This is a genomic window from Paenibacillus sp. R-74696, assembly GCF_055814915.1.
Genome location: NZ_JBPULM010000042.1, coordinates 118,963 through 135,022 on the forward strand (window position 1 = coordinate 118,963; position 16,060 = coordinate 135,022).

Here is a 16,060-nt window from a genome sequence, read left to right on the forward strand (position 1 = left end):
GAGCTAGGCCTGCACTTTCATCGGTTTAAACCGTTCATTAAAGCTGCCGCTGACAATGCTGGAAATGTGGTACAAAAACGCCTCCACCGAAAACTGCTGGGCGTTCTGGCGGCAGTTCGCATCCGTAATCATCCAGGACAGCAGCTCAAACTGCCGTACCGCGTCAATAACCGAATCCGCATCCTGCTTCTCAAAAAACAAGCCGGTAGGATTGTTTTCGCCCAGTCCTTTGACGATATCCTGAGCACCGCCCTTGCCATAGGCAATAACTGGCGTTCCCGCTGCCTGAGCCTCGACCATGCTAATGCCGAAGTCCTCTTCGCCTGCGAAAATAAAAGCTTTGGCCTGCTGCATATGCTTAAGCAGCACAGCATTCGGCTGGTAGCCAAGCAGCTTGACGTTCGGCGTTGCCAGCTGCTTCAGCGTCTTCATCTCCGGGCCGTCGCCAATGACGATCAGCTCCTTATCCGGCATTTTGGCGAAGGCCTCGACGACCAGATCAATCCGCTTATACGGCACAAGCCGCGAGGCGGTAAAATAATATTCCTTCCGATCCTGATTGGAATGATTGCCGAACGCCTTCACTTCAACTGGCGGATAGACAACCTGTGCCTGGCGGCGATAAATTTTGTGAATGCGCCGGGCGATATAAGACGAGTTCGCGAGAAACACGTCTACTCCGTTCGCTGTCCGCACATCCCACATGCGAATTTGGTGCAGCAGCAGCTTGGATACGAGCTGCTTCAGCTTGCCCAGCTCGCTTAAATATTGATGCTGCAAATCCCAGGCATAACGGATCGGCGTATGCACATAGGAAATATGAATTTGATCAGGCCCCGTAATAATGCCTTTCGCGACCGCATGCGAGCTGGAAATGATGACATCATAGCCGGATAAGTCAAACTGCTCGACCGCTAGCGGCATAAAAGGAAGATAGGTTTTGTACATTTTTTTCGCAAAAGGCAGCTGCTGAATAAAAGTTGTAATTGGCTTTTTTCCCTTCAGCATATGGCGGTCCTTCTCTTCCAGAAAATCAATTACACAGAACAGGTCCGCATCAGGGTAAATATTCAGCAGTTGTTCCACTACCTTCTCTGAACCTGCATAGGTTACCAGCCATTCATGAACGATAGCCACTCTCATAGGGCAACTCCTTTGTCTTATGGCATATAGGGGAAAGCTGCGTGAAAAGGTTGGTCTCCGGCCGCTGTTGCAGCTTCATTTTCTGAATAAACCGTCTTTGCGGTAAAAATGAAGCTGCAAAAATCGGACGCTAACGCTCCTCCGACCAACCTTTTCACTCCGCTAATCCTTTTTGCCATTTTTTAATTTCAATAAGCGCCTTTACGCAGCAGCACGATAATGACTGTGCGATATAATATTTTCAGATCCAGCCATACGGACTGGTTGTAGACGTAAAAAAGCTCCAGATCGACGCGCTCAGGATACCCAACGTCGCTGCGTCCGCTTACTTGCCAATAGCCGGTTACTCCCGGCTTGACCGATAGGAAGGGGACCGCCTTCTCTCCGTATTCCTTCAGCTCGTCACGCACGATCGGGCGCGGTCCTACCAGGCTCATCTCGCCCTTCAGCACATTGATGAGCTGGGGAAGCTCGTCCAGGCTCGTTTTGCGAAGGAAGCTGCCGATTTTGGTTACGCGTGGATCTTCGGATGGATCAAGCTTGTAGCTGTTGTCGATGTATTTTTTGTACAATACCGGGTCAGCGCGCAGCCGCTGCTCGGCATCATGCAGCATGGAACGAAACTTGATGATGCTGAACGTATTGCCCTTATGTCCAATCCGCTTCTGCTTGAAAAATACCGTGCCCTTCGGATCGCTGATCTTAATGAGCAACGCGACGAGCATGAACACCGGAAGCAGAAAGACAATTCCCGCAAACGAGCAAACGACATCAATAATCCGCTTCGCTGCGGCTTGCAGCGAGAGAGTCAGCGTGCGGGTTTCCGACTTGTATTGTGGCCGATTTACACTCATACGCTATCCCTCCTCAGTGCTTGGAGCTGGCTGGCCTGCTGCTGCTCGACAATTTCCTCAAGCGCCGTCATCAGCGGAAGCTTAAGCTCCTTATTGCGCAGAGCGAAGTCGATCGTCGTTAAAATAAAGCCCAGCTTTTCTCCGACATCATAACGTTTGCCTTCAAAATCATAAGCAAAAACGCCTTCGCTTTCATTCAGCTTTTGAATCGCATCTGTTAACTGAATTTCATCGCCGGCGCCCTTCTCCTGAAGCTCCAGAAAATCAAAAATTTCCGGCGTCAGCACGTACCGGCCCATAATCGCCAAATTGGACGGAGCATGTCCCGGCTTCGGCTTCTCGACGAAACGGTTAACCTGCACGAGCCGGCTGCCCTCTACTTCCATGCCTACCGGATCGACAATTCCATATCGCTGCGTCTGATCGACAGCTACGGTCTGAACGCCGATGACCGATTTGCCCGTCGCATCATATTGTTCAATGAGCTGCCTTGTGCAAGGCACCTCGGATTCGACAATGTCATCGCCAAGCAGAACGGCGAATGGTTCATTGCCAATGAATTTGCGGGCGCACCATACAGCATGTCCCAGCCCCTTTGCTTCTTTTTGACGAATATAATGGATCGTTACATTGGAGGAACGCTGTACCGCTTGCAGCAGCTCCAGCTTTCCTTTCTCAATCAACGTATGCTCGAGCTCAAATGCGATATCAAAATGGTCCTCAATGGCCCGCTTCCCTTTGCCTGTTACGATAATAATGTCTTCGATACCGGATGCGATGGCTTCTTCGACGATGTATTGAATCGTCGGCTTGTCGACAATCGGCAGCATCTCCTTCGGCATTGCTTTCGTTGCAGGCAAGAAGCGCGTTCCAAGTCCAGCTGCAGGAATAATTGCTTTTGTCACTTTTTTCATCATCCATCACCCTATCCTTCTTCGATTTTTTTATTTAATTTGGAAGCAGTTCATGGGAGTTAAAAGTTCCAGCTATACTCTCGTGTGTCTGGCTCCTCTCCTATACATGATCGTATAGCTCGAACTTCTAAATGCTTTCACTCCTTTTCGCCCGTTTTTCTGCACGTAATAGTTGGGAGGAGTTCGGGTGAAAGGGAATCGGCGCTGCGTGAAAGGTTCGGATTACGATCGCCATTGCCCCTGAATTTTTTGAATTATCCGCATCAACGGTAAAAATTCAGTGACAAAAGCGAGCGCTACGCTTCTCCATTCCAAACCTTTCACTCCGCTTGCCCCTTTCACCTAAACTCCTCACAAATAAATTAAAGGGCATCTAACCCCTCCTCACCCCACACCACCGACGCTCTACGTCTAAGGCCGTTCGCGGCCCACAGCATGATCGAGTGCCTCCAGTGATATAGGTGCAGGAGACATTACCTTAAAAAATAAATCATTTGAAAACGTTAATTCTCTTTACTGGTGGTTTTAAAAAATAGTGATGAAAATGGCGGAGCGGAATGAAAGGCTTGAGCTGGAGAAGCGTGAGCGTTCGCTTTTACCCTTGCATTCCCCCCTATTAGGGGGCTCATTCGAGGAATGCAAGGGTAATGGCGATCGGAAGCCAAGCCTTTCATGCAGTGAAGCCTTTTTCATTCACGCTTTTAAACTCCCGATTAAGAGATTAAAAATACTTAAAACGAAGCCTCAAACTCACTGATAGTAATATAAATACCCTTCCGAGCTGCTCCGCTTGATTTTATTGAGCACTACCCCTAAAATCCTCGCTTTCACATGCTCCAGGCTCGCCTTCGCTTTAATCGCGGCTTCCTTCTTCACTGTGCCGGAATCGATGACGAGGACGACGCCGTCGGACTTGGATGCTACGATTTGCGCATCCGTCACGACCATGATTGGCGGGGTGTCGACAATGATAATGTCGTAATGCTCCTTCATTTTTTCCAGCAGCTGGTCCATCCGCTTGGATGCCAGCATCTCCGAAGGATTCGGCGGAACCGGACCTGCTGGTAAAATGCTGAGCCCGCTCACCGAGGTGGTCTGAATCGCGGCCTCCCATTCCTTCTGATTGCTCAGCACCGAGGTTAATCCAATCTGATTGGATACCCGGAACAGCTGATGCTGCGTCGGCTTGCGCATATCGGCATCAATTAGCAGCACCTTCTTGTTCGACTGGGCATAGGTGACGGCAATGTTCGCAGAGGTAGTGCTTTTTCCTTCATTCATCTTCGTGGAGGTCACCATTAGGGTGCGAATTTCTTCCTCCAAATTGGAGAAATCAATATTCGTTCTAAGGATGCGGTAAGCCTCCGATATCGGCGACTTGGGGTTCGTTTCCGTAATGAGCGGCCAATTAGGCTTCGAACGTGACATTATTTTTCCCCCTCATCGGTTGGTCTATCGAATTGTCCTTGTGCTTGCCTAGATCAACCTCGCGGATTTTCGGGATGAGCGACAGCGTCGGCAAGCCAAGCACCGCCTGAATGTCTTCCTCCGTCTTAATCGTATCGTCGAGATAATCGAGCAGCAGTGCGAATCCAATGCCTACCAGCATAGAAAGTGCAATCGCAATCGCAATATTCATCGTCGGCTTGGGCGACACAGGAGGCGGAGTGAGCGTATGATCGGCTTCGTATAAAATCGATACATTATCAACCTGCATCAAGCTCGGCAGCTCCTGCATGAACACCTCCGATACCGCATTCGCAATGTTTGCCGCCCGGCTGTAAGAGGAATCCTTTGCAGTGACCGACATCACCTGCGTGTCGTTCACCGAGGTTACGCTAATCCTCTCAATCAACTCGCCTGCCGTAAGGCCAAGCTCAGGATGCTTCTGGGCAACCTTACCCATCACCCTTGGCGTCCTTATAATTTCCTTGTACGTCTTCACCAGTTGAATGTTGGAGTTGATCGTGCTTAAATCCAGCTTGGCGATAATATCGTTTTGACTGCCTGTCTGATTAACGATCAGCTTGGTCGACGCCTCGTATTCCGGCTGTTGAAAATAATAAGAGTAGATGCCTGTGGCTGCCCCTGCCATGCAGACGAGCGCTGTTATCAACCAGATTCTTTTTTTCACAACATGCCAATATTGTTTTAATTCCAATGCATATACCTCCATAAAAGATTATTCAAAACGCGACCTATTGGGTAAAAAAAAGAGGTACCTACCATTTTCGCCGCCCAGCTGCCCGGCCCTTATAAGCAACTTTCAGCATCGGGCGAGCAGCCATTTTGCACCTTTCTCTATCATTCGACAGTTTTATCCTTTTGCGAAAAAACTCGATATGAGCTTTTTCGACTTGATTATATTCATAAAGAATAACTTTTTCAAGGTGTTTTGAAAATTAGTTTTCTGAATTTTCAAAACATTTATTTAAAATATTAGGAAAGGATATGATTTTCCCCATCCTTTCTCTATATTTCTACGCGAAACGGTAGCTTTGCCGCCAGAGGACGACTTTCGGCTGTTTAAGCTTGCATAGAGGCCCTTTTCACCAGCCGGCGCTCCGACAAAAACTGTTGGAACGAGCCGCCTTCAAGGACGTAATCCATCATATCTTCAAACGTGCCATTTATTCCTTTTTTACGCAGCAGCAGCGTCAGCAATTCGGCTAAATCAATACGAGGCCTCGCCTCAGAAGGCACATAATGCCTTTCTTCATAATCGAATACCAGCTCCTGCTTAATCGGATATTGCGCCATAAGCAGCCATTCCGTCAGGCTTTTCCCTGCGGTTCTCCCTGGTTCGGGTGCAAACATGGGGTCGTCAGCAAGCTTTTTGAAAAAGGCCCTCGCCTTTAGGGCCCGCTGCTTTCGCTGCACAAGCTCGTGAAGATCATCAGTGATTTGTTCGGGCTGCTTGCCCATAACGCCGTAATCATCCACCCGTCTGAGTGATTGTTGATTCGTTACCATCCTAATTCCTCCACCTCTTTTTTGAAAATATAAGCGGGCAACCTATCCAATGCGCTCTTTTTAGTGTGTCGTATATTACGCGTATTGAATAAGTATAAAAGAAGAAAAGCGAAAAGAGTGTCAGTTTGTGTCGAATTAAATAAATTGATCATTTAGCCCATTAACTGCCCCACGCGTCCTATATCCAATTTCAGTAAATTGTTGAGGTATTGTATAACCGTGCTTTATTGTCTACAAAAGGGCATTTTCAACATAGGTACAGCGGTTAAGCTGCATGACGCAAAATGAGAACTTTATTGCGTCTTATTGACGCAATAAACAGCTATTGCTTTTCTGCCTTTTGCCAGCGAAGCATGTCAGTTTATTTTATAGGCGCCGTGCGGCATGACGGCGTTTTTGACCTTTGCTTTATTTTCAGAAAAAATGAACAAAAAAACGCTTGCGCTCTGAACCAATGTTCTGAGCTTTGCAAGCGTTCTAATGTTTCAATACTCTATCCCGAATTGCCTGATTCAATAGCCACATAAGGCTAGTTAATTAGTTTGAATAATAACCAAATGAAGAGGATCCAGAAGGGCAGCGCGAGAAGAATACCGTTTAATATGCCGACTTTTAGGCTCCCTTTGCGAAAGATCATTGTATGCCGCCTCCTTCTATTATACTGTATAGTTTTATTATACCCCATCCCTTTCCTCCTATACCGATCCAATAAGCATGCGTGACTATTTGGAAACTTTAGGTAGTCGCGAAGGGTATAGGCGTATGGGCCGCATGACTCATTATTTTAAAATGGCTCTTTCGTGTAACCAAATTAGTGAGAAACCGCACCGAAAAGTTTGACCTCTATGCTGTAAACTATCTATTATAAATGTCTACTTGCTATGCATATATATATTAGTCTGTCTGCGCCCCACTTTGCCAGTGAAATTCTACTGGGGGTAAATCGGCGCTTCTCTACGACTATAGTTGTTTGAAAGATAGAGAATTAGGGTATAAGCTTATGGGTCATATGGCTCATTATGCTATAAATATTGGAATTGCATGTATGGAAAATAGTAGAATAGTTAGGACGATGTAAACTAAAACCCTTCTATATTAAAGGAGAATCCGATGAGCAACGAGCAAGAGTATCGCTTTCAGGTTAATTTAAGCGGAATGATCAATATACTTTCCAACCATTTATATAGTAGTCCTAATGTTTATTTGCGTGAGCTTCTGCAAAACGCGACGGACGCTATTACAGCACGCGGACAGCTTGAGCCTGGTTTCACCGGAAATGTGACGGTAGAAATTTCAGGCAGCGGCAGTGGGGCGACAATGACGGTTGAAGACAACGGCGTAGGGCTGACCGAGGAAGACATTCATCAGTTTCTAGCAATGATTGGACACTCCTCCAAGGTCGGTCAGGATTTTATCGCAAAAGAAACCTCATTCATCGGCCGCTTCGGCATCGGTCTGCTGTCCTGCTTTATGGTCAGCGACGAAATCGTCGTTCTGACCCAATCGGTGAAGGGCGGACCTTCTATGGAATGGCGCGGCAAACCGGACGGAACGTATACGATCCGCCAACTGAGCACCAAGCTATCGCCGGGAACGAAAATTTATTTGCGCTGCAAGCCAGATAGCGAGCCTTATTACGAGCCGCAAATGGTTGAAGATTTACTCTTCTATTATGGCGCCTTGCTGCCCTATCCGGTTAAGCTGCATGCAAATGGGGTCGCGAAGACGATTAATGAATCGCGGCCAGACTGGATTATGCAGCCGGAGCTTGCGCGCGGTCGTCGCCGTGAAGTGCTTGCCTTCGGTGAAAAGCTGCTAGGCGAGCCGATGCAGGATTTCATTCCGCTCCAAACAGCGAATGGCCGAACGGGCGGAATCGCCTTTATTTTGCCGCATAGTGTGAACCTGAATACCCGCCGTTCCCATAAAGTATATTTGAAGCAAATGCTTGTCTCGGACAAAGCGGAAAATATTCTACCGGAATGGGCATTTTTCGTCAAATGCCTTATTTGGACGGATGAGCTGCAGCCGACGGCCTCCCGCGAGCATTTTTATGAGGATGAACGGCTGGAAACGGTGCGCGAGGAGCTTGGACAATCGATTCGCAATGAGCTTATGCGCATAGGCGACTATGAGCCAGACCGATTGAAACGCATCATTGAGCTGCATGCTTTGTCGATGAAGGCACTCGCTGCGCAGGATGAGGATTTCCTGCAAACGATTTACCGCTGGCTTACTTTCGAAAGCACATACGGAGAACGAACATTTGGCGAGCTGCTGGCCGAAAACAAAAAAATATTTTATACCGTATCTGTTGATGAATATCGTCAAATTACCCATGTTGCCGCAGCGCAATCGATGCTCGTCCTCAATGGCGGCTATATTTATAACCATGAATTGCTTGAGCGCTTGTCGCTTCTTCTTCCCGAGCTGGATATGGAAAGGCTGCTGCCGGAAGATGTATCGCTGTCCTTCGAGGATTTAACGAACGAGGAGCGCAATCAATATTACGAGCGCATTCGCCTTGCCGATGGAGCTTTGCAGCGCTTCCGCTGCCAAATTCAGCTTAAGCGGTTTGCTCCAGCAGAGCTTCCCGCCCTATATACGCTGTCGAAGGAATCGTCATCGCTGCGCTCCTTGGAAAAAGCGAAGGAGAACAGCTCCGACCTGCTCGCCTCCGTACTCGGCAACCTTGGCACAAGTTTTACGGAGTCGGCGTATTCGACGCTTTATTTCAACTTAAACAATCCGCTCGTGCAGAAAATTTTCAACAGTGCCGACAATCAAATGTTCGCGACCGCTACCCAAATGCTGTACACCAACGCCTTGCTGATGGGACATTATCCGATGACGCGCCAGGAGCTTGGTGTACTGGGCCAAGGCATGATTAAATTTATCGACTGGGGACTTTCCTCGAACGCCTAAAAGCTTATTACACAAGGAGGAACATAAATGGAGCTCGATTTTGAAGATTTAATGGATCAGGCCTATGATCTGCCCCCCGGCGCCGCTAAGCTTGAGGTGCTGGAGGCTGCCGTGAGAATCGCAGATGCAGAAGGCGATATCGATAACGCCTTTGAGGCGAGAGGCGAAATCGTGCAGACAGCTATTTTTCACGGTTATCCGCTAAAAGCGATTATCGCTTTCTCTTGGCAGCTGGGACAATATGACCAAGAGCCCGACAATTACGACAGCAGTGATTTAATGTGGTCCTACAAATGGATCGTCGGCAACATTTCCAACTTTCCGGAAGTGCCCATGTCGCAAATTCAGGAGCTTGTCGAGGATTTGGGCAAACGCTATAAGGAGCATGGCTACAGCCGCCGCACTTATTTATATTACCGCTCTCGCCTTGCCTTAAGCCATGGAAAGCTGGATGAAGCAAAGGATTTTCTCGAGCAGCTGATGAAGGTCGAACGGGATTATATGACCGATTGCATCGCCTGCGAGCAAAATCATATCGTTGAGCTCTATGCGCAATTGGGCGAAGATGAACAGGCTTTAAAGGCGGCAGAGCCGATTTTATCAGGCGAAATGAAATGCGCTGAGGTACCTCATATTACGCTGCCGCATTTGCTTTCACCGTTAATGCGTCAAGGCTCTCCAGAGAAAGCCCAAAAGCTTCATACGAAAGGCTATCGACTGGTCAAAGGCAAGCGCGATCTATTCGAAAGCGTCGCACAGCATATTAACTATTTGACGGATATTAATCCGGCGAAGGCGGTCGAGGTCGTCGAGCTGCATTTGGCATTTAGCCTTGATCATGAGAATCCTTATGAGATCATGAGATTTAATTTATTTACAGCACGGCTGCTGAAGAAGCTGCTTGAAGAAGGCTCCGAAACGAAGCTGCGTCTGCCAGCTTCCTTCCTCGCTGCGCACGAGGATACAAGTCTGCCCGCGCTTGCTGCACACTTTGAAGCTCTTGCCCTATCGGCGGCAAAACGTTTTGATATACGCAATGGCAATGATTATTATAGTAAAAATGCCGCCAGTTATTTCCAAGTATTTAACAAATAGACAGAGGAGCATCAATGGAAATGGATTTTGAGGATTTGATGAACCAGGCGTATGATCTTTCTCCCGGCGCAGCCCAGCTGGAGGTGCTGGAGGCTGCCGTTCGACTAGCTGATGCTGAGGGCGATATCGAAAATGGTTTTATTGCACGCCATCAAATCGTGAAAACGGCTTGTTTTCACGGTTTCCCGCTGAAAGCAATTATCGCCTTCTCCTGGCAGCTAGGCCAATATGATCAACACCCTGAGGAATACGATGGCAGCAGCTTGTTATGGCGATATAAATGGATCGTCAGCACGATATCGAATTTCCCAGAAATTCCGATGTCGCAAATTCAGGAGCTGCTTGAGGATTTGGGCAAGCGCTATAAAGAGCATGGCTACAGCAAACGCACCTATTTATATTTCCGCTCCCGTCTCGCCCTTGATCATGGGAAGCTCGATGAAGCCAAGGCTTATCTTCAACAGTTTACGAAAGAGGAACGGGATCATGTGAGCGACTGCCTCGCCTGTGAGCAGCATTATATTGTTTGGCTTCATGCAAGACTAGGCGAGGATGAGCAAGCATTAAAGGCGGCAGAGCCGATCCTATCAGGGAACATGAAATGTGCTGAGGTGCCTCATATTACGCTGCCGGAGCTGCTCTTGCCTATGCAGCGCTTGGGCCTTCACGAGGAAGCGAAAAAAGCGCATACGAAAGGCTATCGCCTTGTCAAAGGCAAACGCGATCTGCTGGAAAGCGTCGCCCAGCATATTGAATATTTGACGATGACCAAGCCCGCGAAAGCGGTCGAGGTCGTAGAACTGCATTTGCCGTTCACCCTCGACCATGAGAACCCTTATGAAATTATGCTGTTTCATCTAAATACGGCACAGCTGCTGAAGAAGCTTATTCTAGAAGGATCGCAGGTTAAGCTTCGGCTTCCCGCCTCTTTCCTTGCAGCACATGAAGATACCAGCCTACCGGCGCTCGCCGCTCATTTTGAAGGACTCGCCATAGCATCGGCACAACGTTATGATGCCCGCAACGGTAATGATTTTTATAGTAAGAAGGCAGCAGATAAGCTGCTCGTATAGAGAGTCTGATGTAACTGCCTTATGTTCAACACCTTGTTTTAGGCAAAAAAATCCCCGCAAGCGAACACTTTTTCAAGTGATCGGCTTGCGGGGATTTCGATTTGTGGACGGTTTGTCTTACATTGCTTTTGTCAACGTAATGGAATGATCGGCTTTGCCCCATTGTACGTTCCAGCCAAGCAGTTCCGTAATGAAGCGAAGCGGAACGACCGTTCTGTTGTCGGAGTTGACAAATACTTTAGCGCCAACGGATTTTTTCATGCCGTTTACTTCCATGAAGTCTTTGTTGATCCAAAATTTCAGCGTGTCACTGCCTGCTTTAATCGTAACTTGCTGCGCTTTTTTATTCCATTTCACGTCAGCGCCAATGCCTTCGCTCAGGTAGCGAAGCGGAATATAAGTCATGCCGCTCCAGATGAATGGCTCTGTATCCATTTTTGTTACGCTGCCGTTAATGTTCAGGACGTTGCTGCCTACTTGCATCCAAACCTTTACCATCGTGGCAGGATCAGTTGGAGTTGTAGGTGTAGTTGCGTCTTGGAATTTGTCGTTAAACTGCGTGACAATCGCATTGCCGAGCGCTTGACCAACACCGAACATCAGCTTGTAGCCTTCGCGGTTCGTTTTGTACGAAGCCGTGTAGTCGCCAGCTGCATATTGCGTAAGCACTTGCTGTACTTGATTTTCATGCGCGGTCAGAGCGGCCTGGCCCGCCTCTTTAGGGAGATTGCCTGCTGTTGCAGAATCCAGGAATGTCGCAAATTCAGTCGTGAAGCCAGCAATACGCGCTTCAACTGCTGCTTTTGCTGCTGCATCATTATTTTTAACTGCCGTTACAAAATCAGCTTGGGCATTTACGTGGTTCGTGACCCAAATTTTCTCGAAAGCGGCTGCGCCATCCGCACCATAGATGGAGGCGATTGCTGCTTTGAAATCAGCTGTGTTCATCGCTTCTGCCCAGATCAAAGCGTCTGAAGCAGCTCTTCCATCATATTGCTCTTGCATTTGCAGGGCAGACAGGGCAAAATGCTCGCCAGCCAATTGGTTCAATGCGGATCTCAGATCAGCTGCTTTGGAGTCTGCTTTAGTGTTTTCGAATTTTGCCGGCATTTGGGCTACGATTGCACTGGACAATACTTTGCTAATGCCGAACATTTCGGCGTAGCCTTTACGATAAGCCTCATATGCACCTTTATAATCGCCAGCTACATAATCCTCAAATACTTCTTGGACGTGATCCTCATGGCTGCGAATCGCTTGCTTCGCTGCATCCGCTGGAAGCTTGCCTTCTGTTGCTGCTCCGAGGAAATTGCCGAACTCGTTCACAAAGCCACTTACTTTATCTTCCGCCGTTTTAATCGCTGCTGCATCCTTTTTCTTCGTTGCTTTTACCAAGTCGTCCGTATACTGATTGTGTGCGCGGAAAATTCTTTCGAACTCAGCTGCGCCTGCATCGCCGTAAAGCGAAGCAATCGCTGGCTGCATATCCCGTGCATTCTGGTCGAGCGCTTTGTAAGCAGCGTCTGCATCTTTTGTGCCGTCATAGGCCTTCGTCATTGCTGATACCGCAAGGGTGAAATGCTCGGAGAGCAAATAATCAAGTCCTGCTCTCAGCTCGGCTGCCGGTGTGTTCACCGATGCCTTCACCGCTGTAGCTGTTGGCGCTGCTGCACCTGCCATAGTCGGCATTAATAGGGTCAAGCTTAACATGGGAACGATTAATTTTTTCATCTTCATCTTGCTTCACTCCTTAGAATCGTTTTATGTGTTTTCGTTGTCCGCTTGTTCTTTACATACATTAACACGCAGGCTGTTTACGTTTGGATCACTATTGGATCAAAAAAGTTTAAAAAATTTTTTGAGGCGTTTATTGAGTTGTTTATTGAAGTGTTTATTGAAAAACCTGAGTACTGTAAGGCGGCTCCACTTCATTCTCTTCGTTTCAGGAGCTTAAACCTGCAAAATGATATGCTTGGCGGACACAGCAGCAGCTATTTTCAAAAGATTCACGGTTTTCGCACAGGCTGCGGACTCAGGAGCCGCTAATGCGCTGTAAATGACCATTTTGATGGAATATGGAGGGCAATAGCGGATCTCCTGTCCGCTTACGGCCTGAAAGCACAGTAAAAGCCAGAATAGCGGAATCTGTGTCCTCAAAAAAAAGCATCCCCTCCTGCTGTTATACAGCAAGAAGGAATGCTCAAATTAAGCGCTAGGCTCTGCCATGCCGCGTTGGGCGGAACATGCCTATATTAATATAGAAGAAAGATATGGCTTTGTATATCTTAAAGCTTTAGATTAAACCGGATGTTTTCAATAGGCGCTCGATGATTGCCGCTACCTCTGCGCGCGTCATATTCGCCTTTGGAGCCAGCTGCGTGTCGCTTCTGCCTGTAACAATTTCGGCTTGCAGCACATCAGCAATACCCGCAGTTGCCCAAGCGGACGTTTTTGCAGCATCATTATAGCGGCCTAGCAATACGCCTGACTCTATTGCCGGGAGCGTGTCCTTCAATCCTGTGATCTTCATTGCTTTGGCGATAATCGCCATCGCCTGCTCACGGGTGATTTTGTCGTTCGGACGGAACGAGCCGTCCTCAAACCCATTAATTAAACCATAAGCGCTCGCTGTTTGAACAGCAGAGCCATACCAATCAGCTGATTGGACATCGGTAAATGAGGCCGCACTATTTTCAAGCTTAAGCCCCAGCCCCCTCACGATAATCGCCGCAAACTCTGCACGCGTAATATCTTTATTTGGACTGAATTGCTCATTGCCCGTTCCATTGATGACCAGACGTGAGCCCATATTGTTGACCGACTCCTTGGCCCAGTGATTGGCAACATCCTTAAATTCAAGCGGGTGCCAGACAATCGAATAAGCACTATTGGTCAAGCTGTTGATTTTGGCAAAATATTGGCCCTTATCCTCTAAAACTTTAGTTGGAACGTGGCGAACCGTACCGTCCGGCTCAACTACGATGCCAGTTGTAATTTTATTCGGATCAATGCCAGCAGGCAAGGAGACAGTCCGTTCTACATATGCACTAAACCTGGTAATAGGGATGATCTGATTGTTGTATGCCGCGCTCACTACAAAATCAAGTGACGGTGCCGACAACGTAAATCCGCCTTTGTCTGCTGATCCCTGTACAATTTTCATCATATTATCTGTTAAAGTACCGATCTCAAGGCGAAGCGTAATATCATTCAGCGATACTGCTTGACCCAATTGTTTGGAAATTGCATCAATGTTGATTTGCTGAGCAGGCACCGTATAGGTTGCCCGATCGGTTTTGAGCTCAAGCACAGCTTGCTTTTGCTCCATATTTTTAATCATTTGACCCGTCAGCTCGCCAATTACGACGTTTGAGCTGTTGCCAAGAAGCGGAATAGTAATAATCGCACCTTGACCTTCTGCAGTCAGCTTCTGTTCCAGCAAGGCTTGATCAACAGTAATCGTAGACGTAGATCTGCCATTTACAACCGAGGTAGCTGCACTTCCGATTCTCTCCAGACGCCCATTAATCCAGATGTCTACTCCTGTACCAGATGTTCCTGAGGATGAGGAAGACGAAGAACCCGGCTGTGTCGTTTCACCGCCGCTTGTAGGCGCTGATGGCGTAACGGTATTGGATGATACGGATGCTTCACTAGAGCCTGCACCATTAATCGCTTTTACCGTGAAGGAATAGCTCGTCCCGTTCGTGAGACCTGAAACGGTGATCGGGCTAACGAGTCCCGTGGCCACTGTATGTCCCTCTGCATCTACAACCTCATAGCCAGTAATGATACTTCCGCCGTTATCTGTTGGTGCTGTGAATGAGACCGTTGCTTGACCATTTCCAGCTGTGGCGGATACCACTGTCGGTGCTCCCGCAACCGTTATTGGCGTCACCGACCGCTCATTGGAAACATCGCTCAAATCGCTTGCAAAAACGGCTTTTACTACAAAATAGTAGGTTGTGCCATTCGTTAAGCCAGTTGCTTCATAGCTGTATACTGACTGGCCAACAGTGGTTACTTCTGTATTGTAGGCTCCAGATTGGAGAGCCATATACACTTTGTAGCCATCTGCTCCATCTACTGGATTCCATTGCAGATTCGCCTTAGCATTACCAGAGTTAATAGCTTGCAGGACAGGTGCCTCGTAATTGGCTGGCGTCGTATCGCTAATGGTGACCGCCAACGTCTGCGCTGCTCCCGCGTTAAAGTTAAAGGAGAGATTTGTTGTACCTTCTGCTTGTTGTACCAAATACGATTTATTGATCGTTATTACATTGCCAGTAATCGTATAGTCTACCATTGGCATCAGAACTGACATACCGTTTGTGATACCGCTCAATGTGTTGCCGTTCAGTGTTAGAGTGATGGACACATCTGCTTGCAACGATGTTTCTTTATCGAAGCTAGCTGTCGTCTGGCTCAGGCTGCTATCCTGTGGTGCCGGAATGGTAGAGTCACTGATCGTAACTGCTAGTGTCTGTGCTGCTCCCGCACTGAAGTTGAATGATAAATTCGTTGTGCCTTCTGCTTGTTGTGCCAAATACGATTTATTGATCGTTATTACATTGCCAGAAATCGCATAGTCTACCATTGGCGTCAGAGCTGACATACCATTAGTGATACCGCTCAATGTATTGCCGTTCAGCGTCAAAGTTACAGCTACATCCGCTTGCGCCGATGTTTCTTTATCGAAGCTCGCTGTTGTCTGGCTAAGTTGGCTGTTTTGCGGCGTTGTGTCGCTTACTGTTACCGCCAACGTTTGCGCTGCTCCTGCACTAAAGTTGAACGCTAGGTTCGTCGTGCCTACTGACTGCTGCGACAAATACGATTTATTGATTGTTACCGTGTTGCCCACTACCGTATAATCGGTTCCCGCCGTTAGCGTTGCTACACCATTCGTGATGCTGCTCAGCGTATTGCCGTTCAGCGTCAACGTTACAGCTACATCCGCTTGCGCCGATGTTTCTTTATCAAAGCTCGCTGTTGTCTGGCTCAGTTGGCTGTTTTGCGGCGTTGTGTCGCTTACTGTTACCGCCAACGTTTGCGCTGCTCCTGCACTAAAGTTGAACGCGAGATT

Annotated in this window: 12 protein-coding genes; 3 read left to right on the forward strand and 9 right to left on the reverse strand. The window is 47.9% G+C overall.

Annotated features, from left to right (window positions below; translation table 11 throughout):
* Positions 1–3: 3 nt before the first annotated feature.
* The 6 genes from ACSR9A_RS20195 to ACSR9A_RS20220 form a co-directional block, all read right to left on the reverse strand.
* A complete protein-coding gene (locus ACSR9A_RS20195; RefSeq protein WP_473759174.1) occupies positions 4–1,143 on the reverse strand; it encodes a glycosyltransferase family 4 protein in 1,140 nt (379 codons plus the stop codon).
* A 188-nt stretch (positions 1,144–1,331) separates the two neighbouring features.
* Positions 1,332–1,997, reverse strand: coding sequence for a sugar transferase (locus ACSR9A_RS20200; protein ID WP_473759176.1), 666 nt, complete (start codon positions 1,995–1,997; stop codon positions 1,332–1,334).
* A complete protein-coding gene (gene galU, locus ACSR9A_RS20205) occupies positions 1,994–2,911 on the reverse strand; it encodes a UTP--glucose-1-phosphate uridylyltransferase GalU (protein ID WP_341283074.1) in 918 nt (305 codons plus the stop codon). Before galU ends, ACSR9A_RS20200 begins: the two co-directional genes overlap by 4 nt.
* 750 nt (positions 2,912–3,661) lie before the next feature.
* A complete protein-coding gene (locus ACSR9A_RS20210) occupies positions 3,662–4,339 on the reverse strand; it encodes a CpsD/CapB family tyrosine-protein kinase (RefSeq protein ID WP_473759178.1) in 678 nt (225 codons plus the stop codon).
* Positions 4,320–5,072: a YveK family protein gene (locus ACSR9A_RS20215; protein WP_473759180.1), complete on the reverse strand. Its 753-nt coding sequence runs from the start codon at positions 5,070–5,072 to the stop codon at positions 4,320–4,322. Before ACSR9A_RS20215 ends, ACSR9A_RS20210 begins: the two co-directional genes overlap by 20 nt.
* Before the next feature lie 365 nt (positions 5,073–5,437).
* Complete coding sequence (locus ACSR9A_RS20220; RefSeq protein ID WP_473759182.1) at positions 5,438–5,884, reverse strand: hypothetical protein; 447 nt, start codon at positions 5,882–5,884, stop codon at positions 5,438–5,440.
* A 1,110-nt stretch (positions 5,885–6,994) separates the two neighbouring features.
* Between ACSR9A_RS20220 and ACSR9A_RS20225 the strand changes: the two genes are divergently transcribed.
* From ACSR9A_RS20225 to ACSR9A_RS20235, 3 genes are read left to right on the forward strand one after another with little or no spacing between them, the layout of a single operon-like run.
* On the forward strand, positions 6,995–8,809 hold the full coding sequence (locus ACSR9A_RS20225; RefSeq protein WP_473759184.1) for an HSP90 family protein: 1,815 nt from the start codon (positions 6,995–6,997) through the stop codon (positions 8,807–8,809).
* A 27-nt stretch (positions 8,810–8,836) separates the two neighbouring features.
* Complete coding sequence (locus ACSR9A_RS20230; RefSeq protein WP_473759185.1) at positions 8,837–9,904, forward strand: hypothetical protein; 1,068 nt, start codon at positions 8,837–8,839, stop codon at positions 9,902–9,904.
* A 14-nt stretch (positions 9,905–9,918) separates the two neighbouring features.
* A complete protein-coding gene (locus ACSR9A_RS20235) occupies positions 9,919–10,977 on the forward strand; it encodes a hypothetical protein (protein ID WP_473759186.1) in 1,059 nt (352 codons plus the stop codon).
* 117 nt (positions 10,978–11,094) lie between these two features.
* On the opposite strand, the gene ACSR9A_RS20240 is transcribed toward ACSR9A_RS20235, so the two are convergent.
* From ACSR9A_RS20240 to ACSR9A_RS20250, 3 genes are all read right to left on the reverse strand, one after another.
* Positions 11,095–12,714 carry a copper amine oxidase N-terminal domain-containing protein gene (locus ACSR9A_RS20240; RefSeq protein WP_473759187.1) on the reverse strand — a complete coding sequence of 540 codons (1,620 nt, stop codon included), beginning with the start codon at positions 12,712–12,714 and terminating at the stop codon, positions 11,095–11,097.
* Between the two features lie 213 nt (positions 12,715–12,927).
* Positions 12,928–13,134: a hypothetical protein gene (locus ACSR9A_RS20245; protein ID WP_473759188.1), complete on the reverse strand. Its 207-nt coding sequence runs from the start codon at positions 13,132–13,134 to the stop codon at positions 12,928–12,930.
* 136 nt (positions 13,135–13,270) lie between these two features.
* The coding region (locus tag ACSR9A_RS20250) for a X2-like carbohydrate binding domain-containing protein (protein ID WP_473759189.1) at positions 13,271–16,060 on the reverse strand (2,790 nt) is incomplete at its 5' end.